The organism is Hydrogenophaga sp., from assembly GCF_050182545.1.
In the GTDB taxonomy this organism is placed as follows: domain Bacteria; phylum Pseudomonadota; class Gammaproteobacteria; order Burkholderiales; family Burkholderiaceae_C; genus Hydrogenophaga.
In genome coordinates, this window is the sequence record NZ_JBFXCD010000009.1 from 113,232 (window position 1) to 134,603 (window position 21,372).

Sequence of the window (21,372 nt, forward strand, 5' to 3'; positions counted from 1 at the left end):
AAGACGCCACTTCCCCAGGGGGGCTATCGACTGGTGCCCGCAGCGGTACGGGTCTTTTCGAAGCGGTAGAACAGGTTGGGCTCGGACAGCACGTAGATGGCGCCATCGGAACCCACAGCCAGACCTTCGGGTTGAGGCACCTTGTGCTGGAGCCCATGCAGACCCCGCCACAGCGGCATCACGCCGATCGGTTGCCCGTCAGGCGCGTATTCCACGACCAGCGCCGACTCCTCGCTGAGCAGCAGCAGGTTGCCGGTGGGCTCGTGCATCGTGATGGAAGACAGGTCACTCATGAACAGCGAGGCCGCCCGCGACGATTTCCACTCGCTGATGTCGATGTTGAAGCCCTGAGATGTGTTGAACACATCCAGGCCGGTGACGACCAGCACGCGCAACGGCAGTTTTTCCTTCACCACAAACAGGCGGTTCTGTGTGCTGTCCCATGACACGCCTTCGAAGCTGCTGTTGTGCACGGTGTCGATGCTCAGGCCCAGTCTGGACTTGCCCGCCACCGAGATGCGCGCGGTATCGGGCTGGATCTGCACCCAGTACATCGCGTGGCTGTGCTCGTCGGAAATCACATAGGTGTCGTCCTGCACGTAGGTGATGCCCTCGGGGTCACCCGCGCCCTCCAGTTCGATGATGCGCAGCAACTCGCCATCGGTCGTGAGTTCGGCGATCTGGGGTGGCCGGTTGATGACGGTGAACAGAGTGCCGGTTTTGACGTTGAACGTGAGTCCCGAGGCGTTGCGGTTCAACCCTTTCACCGGGTGCGCCTCCACCGCGACGCGGTAGCCGGGCAACCATAGCGATCTGCCCTGCCATTCGGTTGCACCCAAGCTTGTGCTCGCCCAGTAGTAGCCCAGGGCGAGCACCTTGAAGTACCACACAAAGAGGATGGCGAGGACGACGGTGGCCCAGAACCAGGGCTTTCGGATGAAGCGCATCAGTCCTCCAGCACCCGAACCTTCACCCCTTTGCCCTTGATGCGCCCCGCGTTGAGGCGGCTCGCGGCCTGCTGCGCGATGTCGCGGGCCACCGCAACGTAGGTGGACCACTCGTTCACGTTGATCTTGCCCACCTGTTCGCGGGTGTAGCCCAGGTCGGCGGTGAGCGCGCCCAGCACGTCGCCAGGGCGGATCTTTTCCTTGCGACCGCCCTGGATGTGCAGCGTCACCATGGGCGGTACCAGAGGGCCGTCGCCGGTTGGCACGAGTTCGTCCAGCGCGTGCCATGTTGATTCGCGCCCTTGCAGCTGCTCGATCTTGCCGACACTGCCCATTTCGTCCAGTGCCGCGAGGTTGAGCGCCAGTCCGCTTTCGCCCGCGCGGCCGGTGCGGCCGATGCGGTGGACGTGCACTTCCGGGTCGGGCGTCACGTCGACGTTGATCACGGCGGCCAGGCTGGCGATGTCCAGGCCGCGCGCGGCCACGTCGGTGGCCACGAGCACCGAGCAACTGCGGTTGGCGAAGCGCACCAGCACCTGGTCGCGCTCGCGCTGCTCCAGTTCGCCGAACAGCGCGAGCGCGCTGACGCCCTGGGCCTGCAGCACGGCCACGAGGTCGCGGCACTGGGCCTTGGTGTTGCAGAACGCGAGCGTGCTTTCGGGCCGGAAATGGCGGAGCAAGCGGCTCACGGCGTCCAGCCGCTGCGTTTCGGCCACTTCGTACCAGCGCTGTTCGATCTGCGTGCCCGTGTGCTGCGCATCCACCTTCACGGTGACGGGCTCGCGCATGAACTGCGCGCCAAGTTTGGCAATGCCTTCGGGGTAGGTGGCCGAAAACAGCAGGGTCTGGCGGTCCCTGGGGCACTGTTTCGCCACGGTCACGATGTCGTCGAAGAAGCCCATGTCGAGCATGCGGTCGGCTTCGTCGAGCACCAGGGTGTTGAGCGCGTCCAGCTGCAGGCTGCCGCGTTCCAGATGGTCCATGATGCGCCCGGGCGTGCCGACCACGATGTGCGCGCCGTGTTCCAGCGTGGCGAGCTGCCCACGCAGTGGCACGCCGCCGCACAGCGTGACGACCTTGATGTTGTCTTCCGCGCGCGCCAGGCGCCGGATTTCGGTGGTCACCTGGTCGGCCAGCTCGCGCGTGGGGCACAGCACCAGCGTCTGCACCGCGAAGCGGCGCGGGTTCAGGTTGGCCAGCAGGGTCAGGGCAAAGGCGGCGGTCTTGCCGCTGCCGGTGCGGGCCTGGGCGATGAGGTCCTTGCCCAGCAGGGCGGAGGGCAGGGCGGCGGCCTGGATCGGCGTCATGGACGCATAGCCCAGCCGTGCCAGGTTGGCCAGCATGGCCGGAGAAAGGGGGAGGGTGCTGAAGTCGGTCGGGGCGGCGGTGGTCATCCCCGATTATCGGTGGCGGCGCTCAGCCGCCGAGCGTGAAGTAGAAGGTGGCGCCCTGGTCGGGCGCCGCATCGGCCCACACGCGCCCGCCGTGGCGCGCGGCGATGCGCTGCACGATGCTCAGGCCGATGCCCGTGCCCTGGAACTCGGTGTCGGTGTGCAGGCGGCGGAACGGGCTGAACACCTGTTCGGCAAATGCCATGTCGAAGCCGCAACCGTTGTCGCGCACGTAGAAGACGTCCTCGCTGCCCTGCCGTTCGTGGCCCACTTCAATGCGCGTGACCTCCCGCTTGGCGCAGAACTTCCAGGCGTTGCGGATCAGGTTGTCGAGCACGCTGCGCACCAGAACCGGGTCGCCCACGGCCGTCATGCCGGGCGCGACACGCACGTCGGCCGCACGCCCGGGCGCGGTCTCGAGCTGCTGTTCGATGATCTCGGCGGCGATGGCACTGAGGTCGACGTCGACGAGCTGCGGTTGCGCTTGTGAGAGCTTCGACAGGTTGAGCAGGGCGTCGATCAGGTTGCCCATCTGGGTGCTCTTGGCGGCGATCCTGGCGATCAGGGTGGCGCCTTCGTCACCCAGGTCGGCGCGGTGGTCCTCCAGCAGCACGGCGCTGAGGCCCGCGATGGAGCGGATCGGCGAGCGCAGGTCGTGCGCAACCGAGTAGCTGAAGGTCTCCAGCTCGCGCAGGCTCTCGCGCAGCTCGGTGGTGCGTTCGTGCACCAGTTGTTCCAGGCCTTCGTTGAGCCGCTGCAGGCGGATCTCGGCCTGCTTGCGTTCGGTGACGTCCTGCACCACGCCGCTCATGCGCTGCTCTGACAGGGGGCTGGCGTCCAGCTTGATCCATCGCGACGGGGTCTGGTCCCCGAGCAGGCGGAATTCTTCGCTGAACTTGCGCAGCGGCTCCATGGCTTCCCTGAGTTTGGTTTCGACGAACTGTCGGTCCTTCTCATCCACGTCGGTCAGAAAATCGGCCAGGGTCAGGGGCTGGGCCGCGTCGCGCCCGAGCAGGGACGCGGTGCGCGCGTTGATGGTCATGGCGCTGGTGGTGGTGTCCATCTCCAGCACGCCCATGCTCGCGGCGTCAAGCGCTTGCTGCAACAGGCGCCGGTTTTCACGCAGGGCTTCTTCCACGGCGTGGCGTTCCAGCGCCATCTGGATGGTGGCGTGCAGCTCGCGCTCCGAGAAGGGTTTGATCAGGTAGCCGTAGGGCATGGTCCGGCGCGCGCGTTCCAGCGTGGAGTCCTCCGAATAGGCGGTGAGGTAGATCACGGGTACCGGGTGGTCGTCCTTGAGGCGCGCGGCCACGTCGATCCCGTCCATGTCGCCCTCGATGTGGATGTCCATCAGCACCAGGTCGGGGCGCGTGCTGTCGACCAGCGCCAGGCTTTCCTGCCCGGACACCGCCACGGCCGGCACGTCGTAGCCCAGTTGCGCGAGGCGCTGCTGGAGGTTGAAGGCGACGATGCTTTCGTCTTCCACGATCAGGATGCGCGCGGGCGTGTTCTTCATGCGGTGTCTCCCAACTCGAAGCGAAGGGAAAAGCGAGTCGGGCCGGCGCGCTGAATGTCCAGAACGCCGTGCAGCTGGCGCGTGAGCAACTGCACCAGCTGCAGGCCCAGCGAACCGGTGCGCAGCAGGTCGAGGTCGTCGGGGATACCGCGCCCGTCGTTGCTGATCGACAGCTCCACGTGCTTGTCGTGGTCCTGGCTCAGTTCGACCAGGATCGTGCCGGCTTGCCCGTCCGCGAAGCCATGCTTGAGCGCGTTGCTGACGAGCTCGTTGACGATCAGGCCACAGGGGATGGCCTCGTTGATGGGCAGGCTCACCTCGTGCGCCTCGACCCGAATACGCACCTGGCTGGCCGAAGAGCCGTAGGCCTCGGTCAGGCGGGGCAGCAGTTCGTCGAGGAAGCGCTGGAAGTCGACCTTGGCGAAGTTCTGCGACTGGTACAGGGTCTGGTGGATCAGCGACATCGAGCGGATGCGGTTCTGGCTGTCGCGCAGCATGCCCACGAGCTCGCGGTCCTTGCTCTTGAGTGCCTGGAGGTCGAGCAGGCTGTGGATCACCTGCAGGTTGTTCTTGACGCGGTGGTGCACCTCGCGCAGCAGCAGGTCCTTTTGCTGCAGCGCGTCCTGGATGCGCCGCTCGGCCTGCTTGCGTTCGCTCAGGTCCAGGATCACCGACAGCACCATCGGCCCTTCGCCCGTCTGCACCGGGTTGATGCCGATCTCCACCGGGAATTCGCTGCCGTCCTTGCGCAGGCCGCTCAGGTCGCGCCCCGCACCCATGGGGCGTGCGCTGGTCTCGGCCAGAAAGCCGTTGCGGTAGCCGGGATGCACGCCGTGGTACCGGTGCGGGATGAGCTTTTCCACTGTGTGGCCGATCAGCTCCTCGGTGCTGTAGCCGAAGGTCGTCTCCGCCAGCTGGTTGAGTCGGACGATTTCACCGAGGTGGTTCACGACGATCATGGCCACCGGGATGCGATCGAACGCCTGCCCGAGGTATTCATCGAGTTGTATCCGCCGCTCCGCCATGACTGGCATGTTAGGCGAGGTGCGCCTCTCGTGTGAACCCCTGTCACTGGGGTCTCGGCGAAGGGGTAGCACCAATGAACTACGTGTCTGTCGCGTGTGTGTCTGCGTTCATCAATTCTTGCATTTCGAGCTCGCTAAACCCCGCTGCTTTGCGCGCCACCGTGTTGAAAGGTGGGCGCAACCGGGGTGCGCTGAACCGGCGCGCGAGCTGCCGGTAGTGCGCCACGGGCTCCAGCCCCTGTTGCTTGCACAGCCAGCCGTACCAGCGGTTGCCCACCGCCACATGGCCGATCTCGTCGCGCAGGATCACGTCCAGAATCTCCACCGCCCGCATCGCCGCCGGCGTGCCCACCTTGCGCAGGCGCGCCTGCATCGGCGGCGCGGCGTCCAGGCCACGGGCCTCCAGCGTGCGCGGCACCAGCGCCATGCGCGCGGTCACGTCGTGCTGGGTGCGCACGCACATGTCCCACAAGCTGTTGTGCGCCGCGAAGTCGCCGTAGTCGTGTCTCAGGCTTTGCAGGTGTTCGCGCAGCAGGCTGAAGTGGATCGCTTCTTCGTGCGCCACGCGCAGCCAGTCGGTGTAGTAGTCCACCGGCATATCGGGAAAGCGCCAGACCGCGTCCAGGGCGAGGTTGATGGCGTTGAACTCGATGTGGGTGACGGCGTGCAGCTGCATGGCCAGGCCTTCGGGGGTGAAGGGTGAGCGCTGCGGCACGTCGACGGGTGCGATGAGTTCGGGCCGTGCCGGCCGTCCGGGCAGGGGTCCCGACGTGTCGGGCTCCAGGCGCAGAGCCGTGTCCAGTGGGATGCGGTCAGCGTGCCAGGCTTCGAACAGCGCGTGTGTACACGCCACCTTCTGCTGCGGATCCGGGACACACAGCGCCAGCAGGGCCTGCTCGCGCAACGAGGCGCGAGGCGATGGGAACGGTTGCTCGGGGGCGTGCATCCCTACAATTCTAGGTTTCGCGAACGGAGATCTCTTCACATGGCCATTTACGAACTTGATGGTGTCGCCCCGCGCGTGGCCGATTCGGCCTGGGTGGCCGACAGCGCCCAGGTGATGGGCAACGTGGTGCTGGCCAAGGACAGCAGCGTGTGGTTTGGCGCGGTGCTGCGAGGCGATACCGAGACCATCACCGTCGGGCGTGGCAGCAACATCCAGGACGGCAGCGTGCTGCACGCGGACGTGGGCTTCCCGACGACGGTGGGTGAGAACGTGACCGTGGGCCACCAGGTGATGCTGCATGGCTGCACCATCGGCGATGAATCGCTGATCGGCATCGGCGCGACCGTGCTCAATGGCGCGAAGATCGGCAAACACTGCCTGGTGGGCGCCGGTTCACTGGTGACCGAAGGCAAGACCTTTCCCGACGGCAGCATGATCATGGGCAGCCCGGCACGGGTCGTGAAAACGCTCACCCCCGAGCAGATCGAGGGCCTGCGCCGCAGCGCCGGGCACTATATCGAGAACGCCGCGCGCTACCGCCAGGGCTTGAAAAAGATCGGGTGACCCCGACCTGTGCCCATTCAATTTTTGCGAACGTCCCTGAAAGTCCCGCGTGTCCGAACTCCACAAATTCGTCTTTGAAGGCCTGCCGGTGCGCGGCATGCTCGTGCGCCTGACCGACGCCTGGCAGGAGATCCTGCAGCGCCACCGCGACGCCGGTGGTTACCCTGCGGCGGTGACGGAACTGCTGGGCGAGATGACGGTGGCGGCCACGCTGATGCAGGCCAACATCAAGTTCAACGGCGCGCTGATCATGCAGATCATGGGCGACGGTCCGGTGAAACTGGCCGTGGCCGAGGTGCAACCCGACCTCAGCCTGCGCGCCACCGCCACGGTCGTGGGTGAGGTGGCGGCCGACGCGCCGCTGTCGCACATGGTCAACGTGACCAATCAGGGTCGCTGCGCCATCACGCTCGACCCCCGGGACCGCCTGCCGGGCCAGCAGCCTTATCAGGGTGTGGTGCCATTGTTTGGCGACCGGCGCGAGAAGCTGGAGAAACTCAGCGAGGTGATCGAGCACTACATGCTGCAGAGTGAACAGCTGGACACGCGCCTGGTGCTCGCGGCCGACGACAAGATGGCCGCCGGCCTGCTGATTCAGCGCCTGCCCTTGCAGGGCGCGACCAACCTGGCGGGCAGCTCGCACCAGCGCGACGAGGACCAGATCGGCCAGAACGAGGACTACAACCGCATCGCCATCCTGGCCGCCAGCCTCAAGCGCGAGGAACTGCTCGGGCTGGACGCCGACACCATCCTGCACCGCCTGTTCTGGGAGGAGGATGTGCGCCGCTTCGAACCGCTCACCGGCGCGCAAGGCCCGCGGTTTGCCTGCACCTGCTCGCGCGAGCGCGTGGGCAGCATGCTGCGCAGCCTGGGCCGCGACGAGGTGGAGTCCATCCTGGCCGAGCAGGGACAGGTGGAAGTCGGCTGCGAATTCTGTGGCAAGAAGTACTGGTTCGACCCGGTGGATGCCGCCCAGGTGTTCCTGCAGCCGGCGCAGCAGGCACCGGCCAGCGATCAGAAGCACTGACTCAGTCGCGGGACAGCAGTCCGGTGAACAGCCGGTGCTCGCATTCGGGATCGCTGCAGTTCTCACAGGACCACGGCCGCAGGCCGTTGGCCAGCGCCGGGTCGCGCGCCACCAGTGGGCGGCCGAGCAGCGTGCCCACGGTGCGAAGCGCCTGCTGCACACGGACAGCGTCCTGGCCATGCACGACCTGGAATGCGACGCCTGCCTGAAGCAAGTCAATGCGAAGCTGCGCATCGGTGGCCTCGCCAGCGGGTGGGTCGGACGGATTGGGTGCCAGGAGCAGGGTCAGGTCGTAGCGGCGTGCCTTGGCCAGGGGTGCGTCGTCGTCGATTGCCACCGCCACGTCAGGCGCCAGCAGAGCCAGCGCCTGCTGCAGCGCGGTGGCCAATGCCTTCTTGCCGCTGGACTCGCCACCGAGCAGCGCCACGGTGAAGGCCGCCATGGCGTCAGCGCTTGTTCTGCGCGATTTGCACGAAGATTTCGTTGGGCTTGACCATGCCCAGTTCCTGGCGGGCGAGTTCCTCGACCATGTCCAGGCCTTCCTGGAGGTCGCGGACCTCGCTCACCAGCTGGTCGTTGCGCAGTTGCGCATCGCGGTTGGCGAGATCCTGCGTGGCGAGCTGCTGCTTCAGGCTGGCGACCTTGGGCACGCTGCCCCGCCCGAACCACAGTTGCGCGTGCAGGATCAGCAGCAGCGCAACCAGCAGGGCGGGGATGAAGCGGTTCGCCATGAAGCCGGAGCTTACTTCAGGTTGTAGAACGCGTCACGCCCCGGGTACACCGCCACGTCGCCCAGGTCTTCCTCGATGCGCAGCAGCTGGTTGTACTTGGCCATGCGGTCCGAGCGCGAGAGCGAACCGGTCTTGATCTGACCCGCGTTGGTGCCCACGGCGATGTCGGCGATGGTGCTGTCCTCGGTCTCGCCCGAACGGTGCGAGATGACGGCGGTGTAGCCGGCGCGCTTGGCCATTTCGATCGCGGCGAAGGTCTCGGTCAGGGTGCCGATCTGGTTGATCTTGATCAGGATCGAGTTGCCGATGCGCTTGTCGATGCCTTCCTTGAGGATCTTCGTGTTGGTGACGAAGAGGTCGTCGCCCACCAGCTGCACCTTCTGGCCCAGGCGCTCGGTGAGCACTTTCCAGCCGTCCCAGTCGCCCTCGGCCATGCCGTCCTCGATGCTGATGATGGGGTACTTGTCGACCCAGGTGGCGAGCATGTTGGTCCAGTCCTCGGCGCTGAGCACCAGGCCTTCGCCTTCGAGGTGGTACTTGCCGTCCTTGTAGAACTCGCTCGCGGCGCAGTCCAGGCCCAGGGCGATCTGTTCGCCAGCGGTGTAGCCCGCATTGCCGATCGCTTCCAGGATCATCTGCAGGGCGGCCTCATGGCTCTCGACGCTGGGGGCGAAGCCGCCTTCGTCGCCCACCGCCACGCTCATGCCCTTGTCATGGACGATCTTCTTGAGCGCATGGAACACCTCGGCGCCCCAGCGCAGCGCTTCGCGAAAGCTCGGTGCGCCCACGGGAATGATCATCAGTTCCTGCAGGTCGAGGTTGTTGTTGGCGTGCGCGCCGCCATTGACCACGTTCATCATGGGCACGGGCATCTGCACCGCGCTCATGCCACCGAAGTAGCGGTACAGCGGCAGGCCCGCCTCTTCGGCGGCGGCGCGGGCCACGGCCATGGAGACGGCGAGCATCGCGTTGGCGCCCAGGCGGCCCTTGTTGTCGGTGCCGTCGAGGTCGATCAGCGTCTTGTCCAGGAAGGCCTGTTCGGATGCATCCAGGCCGAGCACGGCTTCGGAGATTTCGGTGTTGATGTTCTCCACCGCCTTGAGCACGCCCTTGCCGAGGTAGCGGCTCTTGTCGCCGTCGCGCAGCTCGATGGCTTCGCGCGAGCCGGTGGACGCGCCCGAGGGCACGGCCGCACGGCCCATCACGCCACTTTCCAGCAGCACGTCGCATTCGACGGTGGGGTTGCCGCGGCTGTCGAGGATTTCGCGGCCAACGATGTCAACGATTGCACTCATGGATTCAATACCTTTGGGTCAGAAACAGAAATGGGAAATCAGGCGTTGAAGCGGTCTTCGAGAAAACCGTTCTTCTTGGTCACGCTGTCGAGGGCGAGCAGGGTCTCGAGCAGCGCCTTCATGTGCTTGAGCGGCACGGCATTGGGTCCGTCGGACAGGGCCTTGGTCGGGTCGGGATGGGTCTCCATGAACAGGCCGGCCACACCGACCGCAACGGCTGCGCGCGCCAGCACCGGCACCATCTCGCGCTGGCCGCCGCTGCTGGTGCCCTGCCCGCCGGGCAGTTGCACGCTGTGCGTGGCGTCGAACACCACCGGCGCGCCGGTCTCGCGCATGATGGCCAGGCCGCGCATGTCGGAGACGAGGTTGTTGTAGCCGAAGCTGGCACCGCGTTCGCAGGCCATGAAGCTGTCCTCGTTCAGGCCCACTTCCTTCGCGGCCGCGCGCGCCTTGTCGATCACGTTCTTCATGTCGTGCGGCGCGAGGAACTGGCCCTTCTTGATGTTCACCGGCTTGCCGCTTTGCGCCACGGCGCGGATGAAGTCCGTCTGGCGGCACAGGAAGGCGGGTGTCTGCAGCACGTCGCACACCTTCGCGGCGTCGGCGATGTCGTCCTCGCTGTGCACGTCGGTGATCACCGGCACGCCCAGTGTGGACTTGACCTTGCCCAGGATTTCCAGACCCTTGTCGCGGCCCGGGCCGCGGTAGCTGGTGCCGCTGCTGCGGTTGGCCTTGTCGAAACTGCTTTTGAAGATGAAGGGGATGCCCAGGCTGGAGGTGATCTCCTTGAGCTGCCCGGCCACGTCCATCTGCAGCTGCTCTGACTCGATCACGCAGGGACCCGCGATCAGGAAGAAGGGGTGGTCCAGGCCGATGTCGAAGCCGCAGAGTTTCATGGCGTGTCTTCTTTCGTGGCGCGTGCTCAGGCCGCGACCGGGGTTTTTGCGCTGGCCTGGCCCTGGTGCGCCAGAGCCGCCTTCACGTAGGCGTTGAACAGCGGGTGGCCGTCCCAGGGCGTGGACTTGAACTCGGGGTGGAACTGCACGCCCACGTACCAGGGGTGCACGGCCTGCGGCAACTCGACGATTTCGGTGAGTTGCTCGCGCTGGGTCAGCGCGGAGATCACCAGGCCGGCCGCGCGCAGCTGGTCGAGGTAGTTCACGTTGGCCTCGTAGCGGTGGCGGTGGCGTTCGGTGACGACCGGGCCGTAGATCTGGTGCGCCAGCGTGCCGGGCGCGACGTCGGAACTCTGGGCGCCCAGGCGCATGGTGCCGCCCAGGTCCGAGCTCGCGCTGCGCTGCTGGATGCTGCCGTCGGCGTCCTTCCACTCGGTGATCAGGGCGATGACCGGGTGCGGGCAGTCGGGCTCGAACTCGGTGCTGTTGGCGTCCTTCAGGCCGGCGACGTGGCGCGCGTACTCGATGGTGGCCACCTGCATGCCCAGGCAGATGCCGAGGTAGGGCACCTGGTTCTCGCGCGCGAAACGCGCGGCGCAGACCTTGCCCTCGATGCCGCGCTTGCCGAAACCGCCGGGCACGAGGATGGCATCGAACGCGCCCAGCACCTTGGACACGTTCGCAGGGTTGAGGGTTTCGGAGTCGATGTACTCGATCTGCACACGGGCGTGGTTTTTCATGCCGGCGTGGCGCAGCGCCTCGTTGAGCGACTTGTAGCTGTCGGACAGGTCCACGTACTTGCCGACCATGGCGAGCCTCACCGTGGCCTGCGGGTGCTCGACCTCGTACACCAGATCGTCCCAGCGCTTGAGCTTGGCCGGGGGCGTGTTGATGCGCAGCTTGTCGCAGATCAGGCCGTCCAGGCCCTGCTCGTGCAGCATGCGCGGCACCTTATAGATGGTGTCCACGTCCCACATGGAGATGACGCCCCAGGCGGGCACGTTGGAGAACAGCGAGATCTTGGCACGCTCGTCCTCGGGGATGGGGCGGTCGGCGCGGCACAGCAGCACGTCGGCCTGGATGCCGATGGCGCGCAGTTCCTTGGCCGTGTGCTGCGTGGGCTTGGTCTTGAGTTCGCCGGCGGCGGCGATCCAGGGCAAGTAGCTCAGGTGCACGAAGGCCGAGCTGTTGGGTCCCATGCGCAGGCTCATCTGGCGCACCGCTTCGAGGAAGGGCAGGGACTCGATGTCGCCCACGGTGCCGCCGATCTCGACGATGGCCACGTCCACCGCATCGGGCGTGCCAATGCCGGCGCCGCGCTGGATGAATTCCTGGATCTCGTTCGTGACGTGCGGGATGACCTGCACCGTCTTGCCCAGGTAGTCGCCACGGCGTTCCTTCTCCAGCACCGACTGGTAGATCTTGCCGGTGGTGAAGTTGTTGGTCTTCTTCATGCGCGTTTCAATGAAACGCTCGTAGTGGCCCAGATCCAGGTCGGTTTCGGCGCCATCGTCGGTGACGAAGACTTCGCCGTGCTGGAAGGGGGACATGGTGCCCGGGTCCACGTTGATGTACGGGTCGAGCTTGATGAGGGTGACTTTGAGGCCACGCGACTCAAGCAGCGCGGCCAGGGATGCGGAGGCTATGCCTTTGCCCAGGGAGGACACCACACCGCCGGTGACGAACACAAATTTGGTCATGTCTCGGGCGAGCCAGTCGCTCGCAGGAGGTGGAAATGGCGATTATAAATGCCGCCCCCTTTCGCCCCGGCCTTGCCCCCCGTGTGGCCCTGCTCGAACTGCTACATTGCGCGCATGAACGATCTCGCCGGAAAACACCTCGTGCTGGGCCTCAGCGGAGGCATCGCCTGCTACAAGGCCGCCGAACTGTGTCGCGCACTGGTCAAGGACGGTGCCACGGTGCAGGTGGTCATGACCGAGGCGGCCGAGCAGTTCGCCACCGCGGTGACGATGCAGGCGCTCTCGGGCCGCCCGGTGTTCACCTCGCAGTGGGACGCGCGCACCTCGGGTGGCGTGGACAACAACATGGCCCACATCAACCTCAGCCGCGAGGCCGACGCCATCGTGGTCGCGCCAGCCAGTGCCGATTTCATGGCCAAGCTGGTGCATGGCCGCGCCGACGACCTGCTCAGCCTGATGTGCCTGGCGCGCCCGATCGACAAGGTGCCGCTGATCCTGGCACCGGCCATGAACCGCGAGATGTGGGCCCACCCGGCCACCCAGCGCAACGTCAAGCAGTTGCGCGCCGATGGCGCCACGGTGCTCGACGTGGGCGCGGGTGAGCAGGCCTGCGGCGAAACGGGCGATGGCCGCATGCTCGAGCCCGACGAACTGCTGTACGACATTGCCCGCTTCTTCCAGCCCAAACCGCTGGCGGGCCGGCACGTGCTGGTGAGCGCCGGCCCAACCTTCGAGGCCATTGACCCGGTGCGCGGGCTGACCAACCTCTCCAGCGGCAAGATGGGTTTTGCCATCGCCCGCGCGGCACACGAGGCGGGCGCGCAGGTCACGCTGGTGGCCGGGCCGGTCGGCCTGCCCACGCCGCGCGGCGTGGGGCGGGTCAACGTGAAGTCGGCTCTGAACATGCAGAAGAGCCTAGATTTGCTGGTGGCGGGTGCGTCCGTGTTCATCTCCGCCGCCGCCGTGGCCGACTGGCGCCCCGCGCAGGCGGTGGAACACAAGATCAAGAAGGACGGTTCGGGCGCCGTGCCCACGCTGTCGTTCGTCGAGAACCCGGACATCCTGGCCGCCATCGCCGCGTCGCCGCGCGCGCAAAGCGGGGCGCTCTACTGCGTGGGCTTCGCCGCTGAAAGCCATGACCTGGAGGAGCACGCCCAGGCCAAGCGCGTGCGCAAAGGCGTGCCCCTGCTGGTGGGCAACATCGGCCCGGCCACCTTCGGACACGACGACAACGCCTTGCTGCTGGTGGACGAGCGCGGCATGACCGAGCTGCCGCGCGCATCCAAGCTGGTGCTGGCGCGCCAGCTCGTGGGTGAGATAGCTCGGCGCTTGCCGCGCTGAACCTGCGGCCGTCCAGTCAATCCCACCAGGGCAGCAGCCGCTTCATCGCTGCCACCTCGCCGCAGTGGTCGGTGGCGTAGCCGGGCAGGGCGTTGAGCCGATCCTGCCAGGCGCGGCTTCGCAGGCGCAGGAGCAGCCGCTGCAGGGCGGGTTGTTCCAGCGCGCTCTTCAGGCACACGAGCAAATAGCGCTCCTCGGTCAGCGGCACGAAGTCCAGCCCCTGGGCGCGCGCGGCGTATTCGGTGCCCAGTCCCACGTCCGCACTGCCGCTGGCCACCGCCTGCGCCACCGCGGCGTGTGAACTCTCGACGTGGTGGTAACCCACGACATCCATCGGCAGCAGCGACGCCTGGGCCAGCAGTTCGTCGAGCAGCAGGCGCGTGCCGGTGCCGATGGCGCGGTTGACAAAACGCGCCTGCAGGCGCGCCACGTCGGCAATGTCCTGCAACCGCAGTGGATTGCCGGGCGCGACCATGAGCCCTTGCGAGCGGCGCGCGAAGCCAATGATCTTGTGCAGGCCGGGTTTGAGCAGCGGCCGGTAGGCCCGCGCGCTCAGGCTGCCGGCGGCGGCGAAGGGCTGGGTGTGGAACCCCGCGAGCTCGCAGCGCCCTTCGTTGAGTGCGCGGATCGCGTCCACACTGCCACAGAAGCGGATGTCCATGTGCAGCGCTGGCGAGGGGTTGCGGCCCTCGGCGGGCGCGCTGGCGTAGCGCTGCAGCTCGGTCAGCGCGTGGTCGTGGCTGGCGTAGAGGGTCAGCAGATCGCTCGCATGGGAGCTTTCGCGGTCTTCGTTGAAGGCGATCGCGAAGGCTCGTTCGAGTTCGGCGCGCAGGTTCTCCATCTGCGGGCCCAGCCGCGCCTGCGCCAGTCGTTCGGCCATCAGCAGGCGCTCGCCAAAGGGGGTGAGTCGCGCGGCCTGTCCCCGCTCCCAGAAGATCAGGGCCTGCCCCAGATCGGCTTCCCAGTCCTTCAACTGGCCCCATACATGGCGGTACGACAGGCCCAGCTCGCGCGCGGCGCCGGAGATGGAGCCGCTGCTGCGCAGCGCGTGCAGCACGTCCATCATGGGGTTGCGCAACAAGGCGGGCTGGTGTGGGCGCCGCGGGGTCGGCGAGGTCAGCGCGTAGGACAGCTCGATCTTTCGCATGGGGGACGAGTGTGCCCGAAACAGGGGCACGAACACGCCGCCCGAGCCGTATGTACTGCGGTTCATACCGCGTCACTACGTACTCTCATTTCGGGAGCACCCCGTAAGCTCGGTGAGAACCTATGAACACGTTTTCAGACAGTCTTGTCACCGCGGTGGAGCTGATCCTGTCGGGCGATCCGGGCCTGTGGTCCGTGGTTCTGCGCTCCCTCTCGGTCAGCGCCACGGCCTGCCTGATCGCCTGTGGCCTGGGGCTGGTGCTGGGCGCCTGGCTGGCGGCGGCGCGCTTTGCCGGGCGCGGCGCGGTGCTCACGCTGCTCAACACCTTCCTCGCCATTCCCTCGGTGGTGGTGGGCCTGGTCATCTATCTCTTGCTGTCGCGCTCCGGTCCGCTGGGGTTTCTCGGCTGGTTGTTCAGCTTCAAGGCCATGGTGCTGGCGCAGGCGGTGCTGGTGCTGCCGCTGGTGATGGCGCTCACGCGCCAGGTGGTGGAGGACGCGGACCGCAGCCACGGTGAACAGCTGTCCTCGCTGGGCGCGGGCGCGCCGCTGCGCAGCCTGTTGCTGGCCTGGGATGAGCGCTATGCGCTGGTCACCGTGCTGCTCACGGCGTTTGGTCGTGCCGTGTCCGAGGTCGGGGCGGTGATGATCGTGGGCGGCAACATCGACGGCTTCACCCGCGTCATGACCACCGCCATCGCGCTGGAGACCAGCAAGGGCGACCTGCCCCTCGCGCTTGGCCTGGGCGTGGTGCTGTTGCTGGTGGTGCTGCTGCTCAATGCCCTGGTGTCGATGCTGCGCCGCTGGCGCGAGCGGGCCGATGGCGCGGACAGCGCTTCCGTAGCGCTGGCGGCGGGATGAGCGGTTTGCCCCTCACCACCCACCACCCCGTGGTGCCCGCCGCCTGCTTCGACTTGCGTGGCGTGCAGGTGCATCTGGGGCCGGCCGCGCGCTTTCACGCCCTGGCCGACGTCTTTCTGCGCATCGAAGAGGGCGAGCGGGTGGCGCTGGTGGGTGCCAACGGCAGTGGCAAGAGCACGCTGCTGCGCACCCTGCACGGTCTGCAGCGCCCCAGCATGGGCGAACTGCACACGCCGTCGAACCAGCGCGTGGCCATGCTGTTCCAGCGCCCCCACATGCTGCGCATGAGCGCGCGGCGCAACCTTCAGCTCGGCCTGTGGCTGCGCGGCGTGCCCTGGCGCGAGACCGATGCCCTGGCGTTGGCCGCGCTCGAACGCGTGGAGATGAAGCCGCTTGCCCATCGCAATGCGCGGGCACTCTCGGGCGGGCAGCAGCAGCGCCTGGCGCTGGCGCGCGCCTGGGCGTTGCGCCCGGCCGTGTGGCTGCTCGACGAACCCACCGCCAGCCTGGACCCGCACGCAAAGCGCGAGGTGGAGGCGCTGATCGCCGAATTCACCACCGCAGGGCAGCGCGATGCGGCGGGCGAGCCCACCGGAAGGCCGACCACGCTGGTCTTCAGCAGCCACAACCTGGGCCAGGTCAAGCGCCTGGCCAGCCGCGTCATCTACATCGAGCGGGGCCGCCTGTTGGCGGACCTGCCCGTGCGCGACTTTTTCAACCACGACCTGTTGCGGTCTTTGTGCCCGCAGGCCCATTTGTTTGTTCAAGGAGAAAGCCTGTGAAATCCGTTCGTCATCTGACCCTGGCCACCGTCCTGGGCGCCGCCGGCCTGCTGGCCAGCGCCGGCGCCTTCGCCCAGAGCATCGTGGTCGCGTCCACCACCTCCACCGAGCAGTCGGGCCTGTTCGGCTACCTGTTGCCCGAGTTCAAGAAGGCCAGCGGCATCGACGTGAAGGTGGTCGCCCTGGGCACCGGCCAGGCCATCGACATGGCGCGCCGCGGCGACGCCGACGTGCTCTTCGTGCACGACAAGGTGGCCGAAGAGAAATTCGTGGCCGATGGCTTCGCCGCCAAGCGCCAGGAGGTCATGTACAACGACTTCGTGCTCGTGGGCCCGAAGGCCGACCCGGCCAAGACCACCGGCAACGACATCGTGGAGGCGCTCAAGAAGGTGGCCGCGGCGAATGCGCCCTTCATTTCACGCGGCGACAAGAGCGGCACGCACGCGGCCGAACTGCGCTTCTGGAAGATGGCCGACCTCGATGCCAAGGGCAGTGGCTACAAGGAATGCGGCTGCGGCATGGGCCCGGCGCTCAACATCGCGTCCAGCAGCGGCGGTTACGCGCTCACCGATCGCGGCACCTGGCTGAACTTCAAGAACCGCGGCGACCTGGCGGTGCTGGTGGAAGGCGACAAGCGCCTCTTCAACCAGTACGGCGTGATGCTCGTGAGCGCCGCCAAGCACCCGCAGGTCAAGACCGCCGATGGCCAGAAGTTCATCGACTGGGTCACCGGCCCGGCGGGTCAGGCCGCCATCGCCAGCTACAAGATTGGCGGCGAACAGCTGTTCTTCCCCAACGCCGCGAAGTGACCATGCCGGCCGCCGCGCCTGTGCGCGTGTACGCGGCCGGCAGCCTGCGCGAGGCGTTCACCGCGCTGGTGCGCGCGCAGGGCGAGGCAGCGGCGCTGACCTTCGGTGCCGCCGGCCTGCTGCGCGAGCGCATCGAGCAGGGCGAGGAGGCCGAGGTGTTCGCGTCGGCCGACCTGCGCCAACCTCAGCGCCTGGCCGATCAGGGCAACTGGACAGAGCCCACGGTGTTTGCCCGCAACAGCCTGTGCGCACTCGTTGCGCCTGCAGTGCGCACCCACGCTGGTGACCTGCTCGATACCCTGCTGGATCCCGCCGTGCGCTTGGGCACGTCCACGCCGGGCAGCGACCCTTCGGGCGACTACGCCTGGGCGGTGTTCGCGCGCGCGGGTCAGGCGCGTGCCGGCGCCCGCGAGGCCCTGGAGGCCAAGGCACTGCGGCTGACCGGCGCGGCCGATTCGCCCAGGGCGCCGCCCGGTCGCAGCACCTACGCCTGGTTGATGGAACAGCGCCGCGCCGACGTGTTCCTGACCTACCGCACCAACGCCGTTGCGGCGCAGCGCGAGTGCCCGTCGCTTCAGGTCGTTGCCTTGCCGCCAGCGTTGTGTGTCGATGTGCGCTATGGCGTCAGCCGGCGCGTGGGCGCGCCGCCCGGGGCACTTGCGTGGGTCGAGGCGCTGCAATCCGGGCCAGTCCAGCGGATACTGGCGCACCATGGTTTCGAAGCACCCTGAGCTTCCCGTGCTGCGCCGGCGCGACCTGCTGGTCGCCGCCGGTGCCGGGCTGTGCCTGCCGGCGCGTGCGCAGCGGGGACGCAGCGTGACCGACAGCGCCGGGCGCCGCGTCGGTGTGCCGGCCCAGGTGCAGCGCATCTTTCCGGCCGGCCCTCCCGCGGCGATCTGGCTCTACACGCTGGCGCCCGATGCGCTGCTGGGCTGGCCGCGCGCCAACCACGCGCCCGAACTCGAATTCCTGCTCCCCGGCATCGGCAACCGGCCGGAGCTGGGGCGCCTGACCGGGCGCGGCAACACCGCCAACCTCGAACAGGTGCTGGCGCTCAAACCCGATCTCATCATCGACGCCGGCTCCACGCGCCAGACATTCGTGGAACTGGCCGAGCGCGTGCAGTCGCAGACGGGCATTCCCTATGCGCTGATCGATGGCCGGCTGGAGGCCACGGCGCAGGGCTACACCCTGCTGGGCGAACTCACCGGCCGCACGGAGCGGGCCGCGACCCTGGCGCGCTACGCCAGCGACACGCTGCGCACGGTGCGCGAACGGGTGGCGCTCGCGCCGGCGCAGCCCCGCGTGTACTACGCGCGCGGCCCCGAAGGCCTGCAGACCGGGCTGGGCGGCTCGATCAATGTGGAGATCTTTGAGGCCATGGGCATCCGCCACGTCGGCGCCGGTCTGCGGGGCGGTCTGGTCACGGTGCCGATGGAGCAGGTGCTGACCTGGGACCCGGAGGTGATCGTCACCATCGACCAGGACTTTGCGCGCACGGTGCAGGCCAACCCGCTGTGGCGCGGTGTGAGCGCGGTCAGGAGCGGGCGCGTGCACCTCTCGCCCAAGCTGCCGTTCGGCTGGGTCGACTTTCCCCCGGGCGTGAACCGCCTGCCCGGCCTGTGGTGGCTGGGCAGCAAGGTGTTTCCCGCGCTGTTCCCCGAGGACCTGGCCACCATCACGCGCGATTTCTACCGGCTGTTCTACCAGGTCGATCTGTCGCCTGCCCAGGTCGCCCGGGTGCTGGCCGGGCGCGACTGAGCATGAAGGGCGGTGGCCTCTGGGCGCTGGTGGTGCTGCTCGCCGGCGTGCTGGTGGCGCTCACCCAGGGGCGCACCGACATCCCGTTGGCCGACCTGGGCTCGCTGGTGTGGTCGATGCTGCAGGGAGCGCCCGCGCCGGACGAGCAGGTGCAGACCATCGTGTGGCAGATCCGGGTCCCGCGCACGCTGGCGGCCATTGCGGTGGGCGCGGCGCTGGCGGTGGCGGGCACGGCCTTCCAGGGCCTGTTCCGCAATCCGCTGGTCTCGCCCGACATCCTGGGTGCCTCGGGCGGGGCGGCCCTGGGCGCGGTGCTCGGCATCTTCTTTTCGTTCGGGGTGCTGGGCATCCAGGCCTCTGCGTTCGCGGGTGGCCTGCTTGCGGTGGCCCTGGTCTACAGCGTGGGTTCCACCGTGCGCCACGGCGACCCGGTGCTCGTGCTCATCCTGGCCGGGGTGGTCGTCGGTGCCTTGCTGGGCGCGGGCATCGGCATGGTCAAGGTGCTGGCCGATCCCTACAACCAGTTGCCCGCCATGACCTTCTGGTTGCTGGGCAGCCTCGCTGGCGCGCACGCCAGCGACCTGCTGCCGCTGTTGCTGCCCGTGCTGTGCGGCACCGCCGTGTTGTTGCTGTTGCGCTGGCGCATGGACGTGATGTCGCTGCCGGAGGAAGAAGCCCGCGCGCTGGGCGCGCGCACCACGCTGCTGCGCCTGCTGATCGTGGCGGCGGCCACGCTGGTGACTGCCGCGAGCGTGGCCGCCGCCGGCATCGTGGGCTGGGTCGGCCTGGTGGTGCCGCACCTGGCGCGCTTCCTGGTGGGCCCCGCGTTCCCGCGCCTGCTGCCCACCGCGGCGCTGCTGGGCGGTGGTTTCCTGCTGTTCATCGACACGCTGGCCCGCAGCCTCGCGCCGGTCGAGATCCCGCTGGGCATCCTCACGGCGCTGATCGGATCGCCGTTTTTCATCGTGCTGCTGCGCCGCGCCTCGAAAGGCTGGATGTGAGCCCCATGATCGAGGCCCGCGAGCTGGGCGTGGGCTACCCCGGCCGCGTGGTGGGCGCCGGCCTCTCGCTCGCGCTGGCCGGCGGTGAGGTGCTGGCGCTGCTCGGCCCCAATGGCTGCGGCAAGACGACGCTGCTCAAGACCCTGCTCGGCCTGCAGCCCGCTCTGGGGGGATCGGTGCACCTGCAGGGCCGCGCGCTGCGCGACTGGCCACTGCGCGAACGCGCACGCGCCATGGCCTACGTGCCGCAGGGGCAGGCCAGCACCTTCGGCTTCACCGCGCTCGAGATGGTGCTGATGGGCCGCACCGCGCACCTGGGGCTGATCGCACGACCCGGGGCGCGGGACCATGCCATCGCGCAGGCGGCGTTGCAGCGGCTGGGCATTGACCAGCTGGCGCAGCGCTCGGTGCACCGTCTCAGCGGCGGCGAGCGCCAGCTCGTGCTGATCGCGCGCGCGCTGGCCCAGCAGCCCCGCGCCGTGCTGCTCGACGAGCCCACCGCCAGCCTGGACTTTGGCAACCAGGGGAGGGTGATGCGGGCCGTGCGCACGCTCGCCGGCGAAGGACTGGCCGTGCTGTTCACCACGCACGACCCCAACCAGGCGCTGCGCTGCGCCGACCGGGCGCTGCTCATGCGCGATGGCGCGGTGCTGGCGCAGGGCCCGGTCGCCAGCGTGATCCGGCGCCAGGACCTGCGCGAGCTTTACCGCGCCGAGGTGCACGAGGTGAGCGATGCCGGCGGCGGCCTGCCGGTGTTCCTGCCGGGGCCGTGAAGGTGCCTGACATTTCACACGTCTGTGCTACCGTGCCTCCGATGAGCCCGCTGCGCCGCAACCTGCTGCTGATTGCGCTGACCGTGATGGTCGGCGCGAGCTGGCTGCAGCCGGTGGACCAGTTCGCGTTGGCCAGCAGCGAGGCGGGCCTCAAGCGTTCACTGGCCGCGTTTGCCGCCGCGCGCGGCCTCAACGCGGTCATCTCGGTGATCCAGGGCACCGAAGTCACGGGCGGCGCCTTCGTGAACGTCACCCTGGCGCTGGGCCAGGTGCTGGACCCGGTGAACGACCTGGTGGAGCAGTTCTCACAGTTGATGCTGCTGGTCAGCGTGGTGTTCAGCGCGCAACTGCTGCTGATGAAGATGGGCGCGACCTGGGTCGTGTCGCTGGTGCTGAGCGCGTTGGCGCTGGCGTGGGCCTGGCTCGCGTTCGGGCCGCAGAGCAAACAGGCGCGGCCGCCCTGGTTGGGGCGAATGCTGCTGGCCCTGCTTCTGGTGCGTTTTTTTGTGCCGGCCGTGGCCATCACCAGCGAGTTGGGCTACCAGGCCTTCATGACCGAGCAGTACCAGCGTGGCCAGCAGGCGGTGGAAGACTCCACCCGCACCCTCAGCGGCGGCAGCGGCGCGAGCTCGGGCACGCGCTGGTGGGAGCTGCGCGAGAAGCTGGCCGAGAAGGTCGACGAGATCCGGGCGCAGTCCGAACAGGTCGTGGCGCACGTGATCGACCTGATCGTCGTCTTCCTGATGCAGACCCTCGTGTTCCCGTTGCTGACGCTGTGGCTCGCATGGTGGGGCTGGCGCGCCTTAGGTCATCACCGCTGACGGGGCGCGGCATACTGTTCCCGGTTCCCTTCATCCGTT

Annotated in this window: 22 protein-coding genes; 11 read left to right on the forward strand and 11 right to left on the reverse strand. The window is 67.9% G+C overall.

Annotated elements, in window-relative coordinates; all coding sequences use genetic code 11:
• Positions 1 to 23 precede the first annotated feature (23 nt).
• The 5 genes from AB7P10_RS11725 to AB7P10_RS11745 form a co-directional block, all read right to left on the reverse strand.
• On the reverse strand, positions 24 to 947 hold the full coding sequence (locus AB7P10_RS11725; RefSeq protein WP_428294035.1) for an SdiA-regulated domain-containing protein: 924 nt from the start codon (positions 945 to 947) through the stop codon (positions 24 to 26).
• Positions 947 to 2,341, reverse strand: coding sequence for an ATP-dependent RNA helicase DbpA (gene dbpA / locus AB7P10_RS11730; RefSeq protein WP_428294036.1), 1,395 nt, complete (start codon positions 2,339 to 2,341; stop codon positions 947 to 949). Before dbpA ends, AB7P10_RS11725 begins: the two co-directional genes overlap by 1 nt.
• A gap of 22 nt (positions 2,342 to 2,363) precedes the next feature.
• The gene (locus tag AB7P10_RS11735; protein WP_428294037.1) at positions 2,364 to 3,854 is read right to left on the reverse strand and encodes a sensor histidine kinase; all 1,491 of its coding nucleotides are present in this window, start codon (positions 3,852 to 3,854) and stop codon (positions 2,364 to 2,366) included.
• Positions 3,851 to 4,888, reverse strand: a complete 1,038-nt coding sequence (locus AB7P10_RS11740; RefSeq protein WP_428294038.1) for a sensor histidine kinase — start codon at positions 4,886 to 4,888, stop codon at positions 3,851 to 3,853. Before AB7P10_RS11740 ends, AB7P10_RS11735 begins: the two co-directional genes overlap by 4 nt.
• A 70-nt stretch (positions 4,889 to 4,958) precedes the next feature.
• The gene (locus AB7P10_RS11745) at positions 4,959 to 5,825 is read right to left on the reverse strand and encodes a ferritin-like domain-containing protein (protein ID WP_428294039.1); all 867 of its coding nucleotides are present in this window, start codon (positions 5,823 to 5,825) and stop codon (positions 4,959 to 4,961) included.
• A 39-nt stretch (positions 5,826 to 5,864) separates the two neighbouring features.
• Here AB7P10_RS11745 and AB7P10_RS11750 point away from each other — a divergent pair, with 39 nt between their 5' ends.
• Positions 5,865 to 6,389, forward strand: coding sequence for a gamma carbonic anhydrase family protein (locus AB7P10_RS11750; protein WP_428294040.1), 525 nt, complete (start codon positions 5,865 to 5,867; stop codon positions 6,387 to 6,389).
• Between the two features lie 49 nt (positions 6,390 to 6,438).
• Positions 6,439 to 7,416 carry an Hsp33 family molecular chaperone HslO gene (locus AB7P10_RS11755; RefSeq protein WP_428294041.1) on the forward strand — a complete coding sequence of 326 codons (978 nt, stop codon included), beginning with the start codon at positions 6,439 to 6,441 and terminating at the stop codon, positions 7,414 to 7,416.
• 1 nt (position 7,417) lies between these two features.
• On the opposite strand, the gene AB7P10_RS11760 is transcribed toward AB7P10_RS11755, so the two are convergent.
• The 5 genes from AB7P10_RS11760 to AB7P10_RS11780 are packed head-to-tail and all read right to left on the reverse strand — an operon-like array spanning position 7,418 to position 12,038.
• Positions 7,418 to 7,858 (reverse strand): hypothetical protein, encoded by a 441-nt coding sequence (locus AB7P10_RS11760; RefSeq protein WP_428294042.1) that lies wholly within the window; start codon positions 7,856 to 7,858, stop codon positions 7,418 to 7,420.
• Positions 7,859 to 7,862: 4 nt separating this feature from the next.
• The gene (locus AB7P10_RS11765; protein ID WP_428294043.1) at positions 7,863 to 8,147 is read right to left on the reverse strand and encodes a septum formation initiator family protein; all 285 of its coding nucleotides are present in this window, start codon (positions 8,145 to 8,147) and stop codon (positions 7,863 to 7,865) included.
• An 11-nt stretch (positions 8,148 to 8,158) separates the two neighbouring features.
• Complete coding sequence (eno, locus tag AB7P10_RS11770) at positions 8,159 to 9,442, reverse strand: phosphopyruvate hydratase (RefSeq protein ID WP_428294044.1); 1,284 nt, start codon at positions 9,440 to 9,442, stop codon at positions 8,159 to 8,161.
• Between the two features lie 38 nt (positions 9,443 to 9,480).
• Entirely contained in the window at positions 9,481 to 10,338 is an 858-nt protein-coding gene (gene kdsA / locus AB7P10_RS11775; protein ID WP_428294045.1) for a 3-deoxy-8-phosphooctulonate synthase, read from the reverse strand.
• A gap of 26 nt (positions 10,339 to 10,364) precedes the next feature.
• The gene (locus tag AB7P10_RS11780; RefSeq protein ID WP_428294046.1) at positions 10,365 to 12,038 is read right to left on the reverse strand and encodes a CTP synthase; all 1,674 of its coding nucleotides are present in this window, start codon (positions 12,036 to 12,038) and stop codon (positions 10,365 to 10,367) included.
• Positions 12,039 to 12,152: 114 nt separating this feature from the next.
• On the opposite strand from AB7P10_RS11780, the gene coaBC reads away from it, so the two are divergent.
• Positions 12,153 to 13,379, forward strand: coding sequence for a bifunctional phosphopantothenoylcysteine decarboxylase/phosphopantothenate--cysteine ligase CoaBC (gene coaBC, locus AB7P10_RS11785; protein WP_428294047.1), 1,227 nt, complete (start codon positions 12,153 to 12,155; stop codon positions 13,377 to 13,379).
• 16 nt (positions 13,380 to 13,395) lie between these two features.
• On the opposite strand, the gene AB7P10_RS11790 is transcribed toward coaBC, so the two are convergent.
• Positions 13,396 to 14,526 (reverse strand): substrate-binding domain-containing protein, encoded by a 1,131-nt coding sequence (locus AB7P10_RS11790; RefSeq protein ID WP_428294098.1) that lies wholly within the window; start codon positions 14,524 to 14,526, stop codon positions 13,396 to 13,398.
• 122 nt (positions 14,527 to 14,648) lie between these two features.
• Here AB7P10_RS11790 and AB7P10_RS11795 point away from each other — a divergent pair, with 122 nt between their 5' ends.
• The 8 genes from AB7P10_RS11795 to AB7P10_RS11830 are packed head-to-tail and all read left to right on the forward strand — an operon-like array spanning position 14,649 to position 21,333.
• Positions 14,649 to 15,386 (forward strand): ABC transporter permease, encoded by a 738-nt coding sequence (locus AB7P10_RS11795; protein WP_428294048.1) that lies wholly within the window; start codon positions 14,649 to 14,651, stop codon positions 15,384 to 15,386.
• Positions 15,383 to 16,168, forward strand: a complete 786-nt coding sequence (locus AB7P10_RS11800) for a phosphate ABC transporter ATP-binding protein (RefSeq protein WP_428294049.1) — start codon at positions 15,383 to 15,385, stop codon at positions 16,166 to 16,168. The genes AB7P10_RS11795 and AB7P10_RS11800 overlap by 4 nt, the downstream gene beginning before the upstream one ends.
• Positions 16,165 to 16,977 carry an extracellular solute-binding protein gene (locus AB7P10_RS11805; protein WP_428294050.1) on the forward strand — a complete coding sequence of 271 codons (813 nt, stop codon included), beginning with the start codon at positions 16,165 to 16,167 and terminating at the stop codon, positions 16,975 to 16,977. The genes AB7P10_RS11800 and AB7P10_RS11805 overlap by 4 nt, the downstream gene beginning before the upstream one ends.
• A 2-nt stretch (positions 16,978 to 16,979) precedes the next feature.
• Positions 16,980 to 17,708 carry a substrate-binding domain-containing protein gene (locus AB7P10_RS11810; RefSeq protein WP_428294051.1) on the forward strand — a complete coding sequence of 243 codons (729 nt, stop codon included), beginning with the start codon at positions 16,980 to 16,982 and terminating at the stop codon, positions 17,706 to 17,708.
• Positions 17,689 to 18,738, forward strand: coding sequence for an iron ABC transporter substrate-binding protein (locus AB7P10_RS11815; protein WP_428294052.1), 1,050 nt, complete (start codon positions 17,689 to 17,691; stop codon positions 18,736 to 18,738). Before AB7P10_RS11810 ends, AB7P10_RS11815 begins: the two co-directional genes overlap by 20 nt.
• A 2-nt stretch (positions 18,739 to 18,740) precedes the next feature.
• A complete protein-coding gene (locus tag AB7P10_RS11820) occupies positions 18,741 to 19,739 on the forward strand; it encodes a FecCD family ABC transporter permease (RefSeq protein WP_428294053.1) in 999 nt (332 codons plus the stop codon).
• Between the two features lie 5 nt (positions 19,740 to 19,744).
• A complete protein-coding gene (locus tag AB7P10_RS11825; RefSeq protein ID WP_428294054.1) occupies positions 19,745 to 20,512 on the forward strand; it encodes an ABC transporter ATP-binding protein in 768 nt (255 codons plus the stop codon).
• A gap of 41 nt (positions 20,513 to 20,553) precedes the next feature.
• On the forward strand, positions 20,554 to 21,333 hold the full coding sequence (locus tag AB7P10_RS11830; protein ID WP_428294055.1) for a hypothetical protein: 780 nt from the start codon (positions 20,554 to 20,556) through the stop codon (positions 21,331 to 21,333).
• The last annotated feature ends 39 nt before the right edge of the window (positions 21,334 to 21,372 follow it).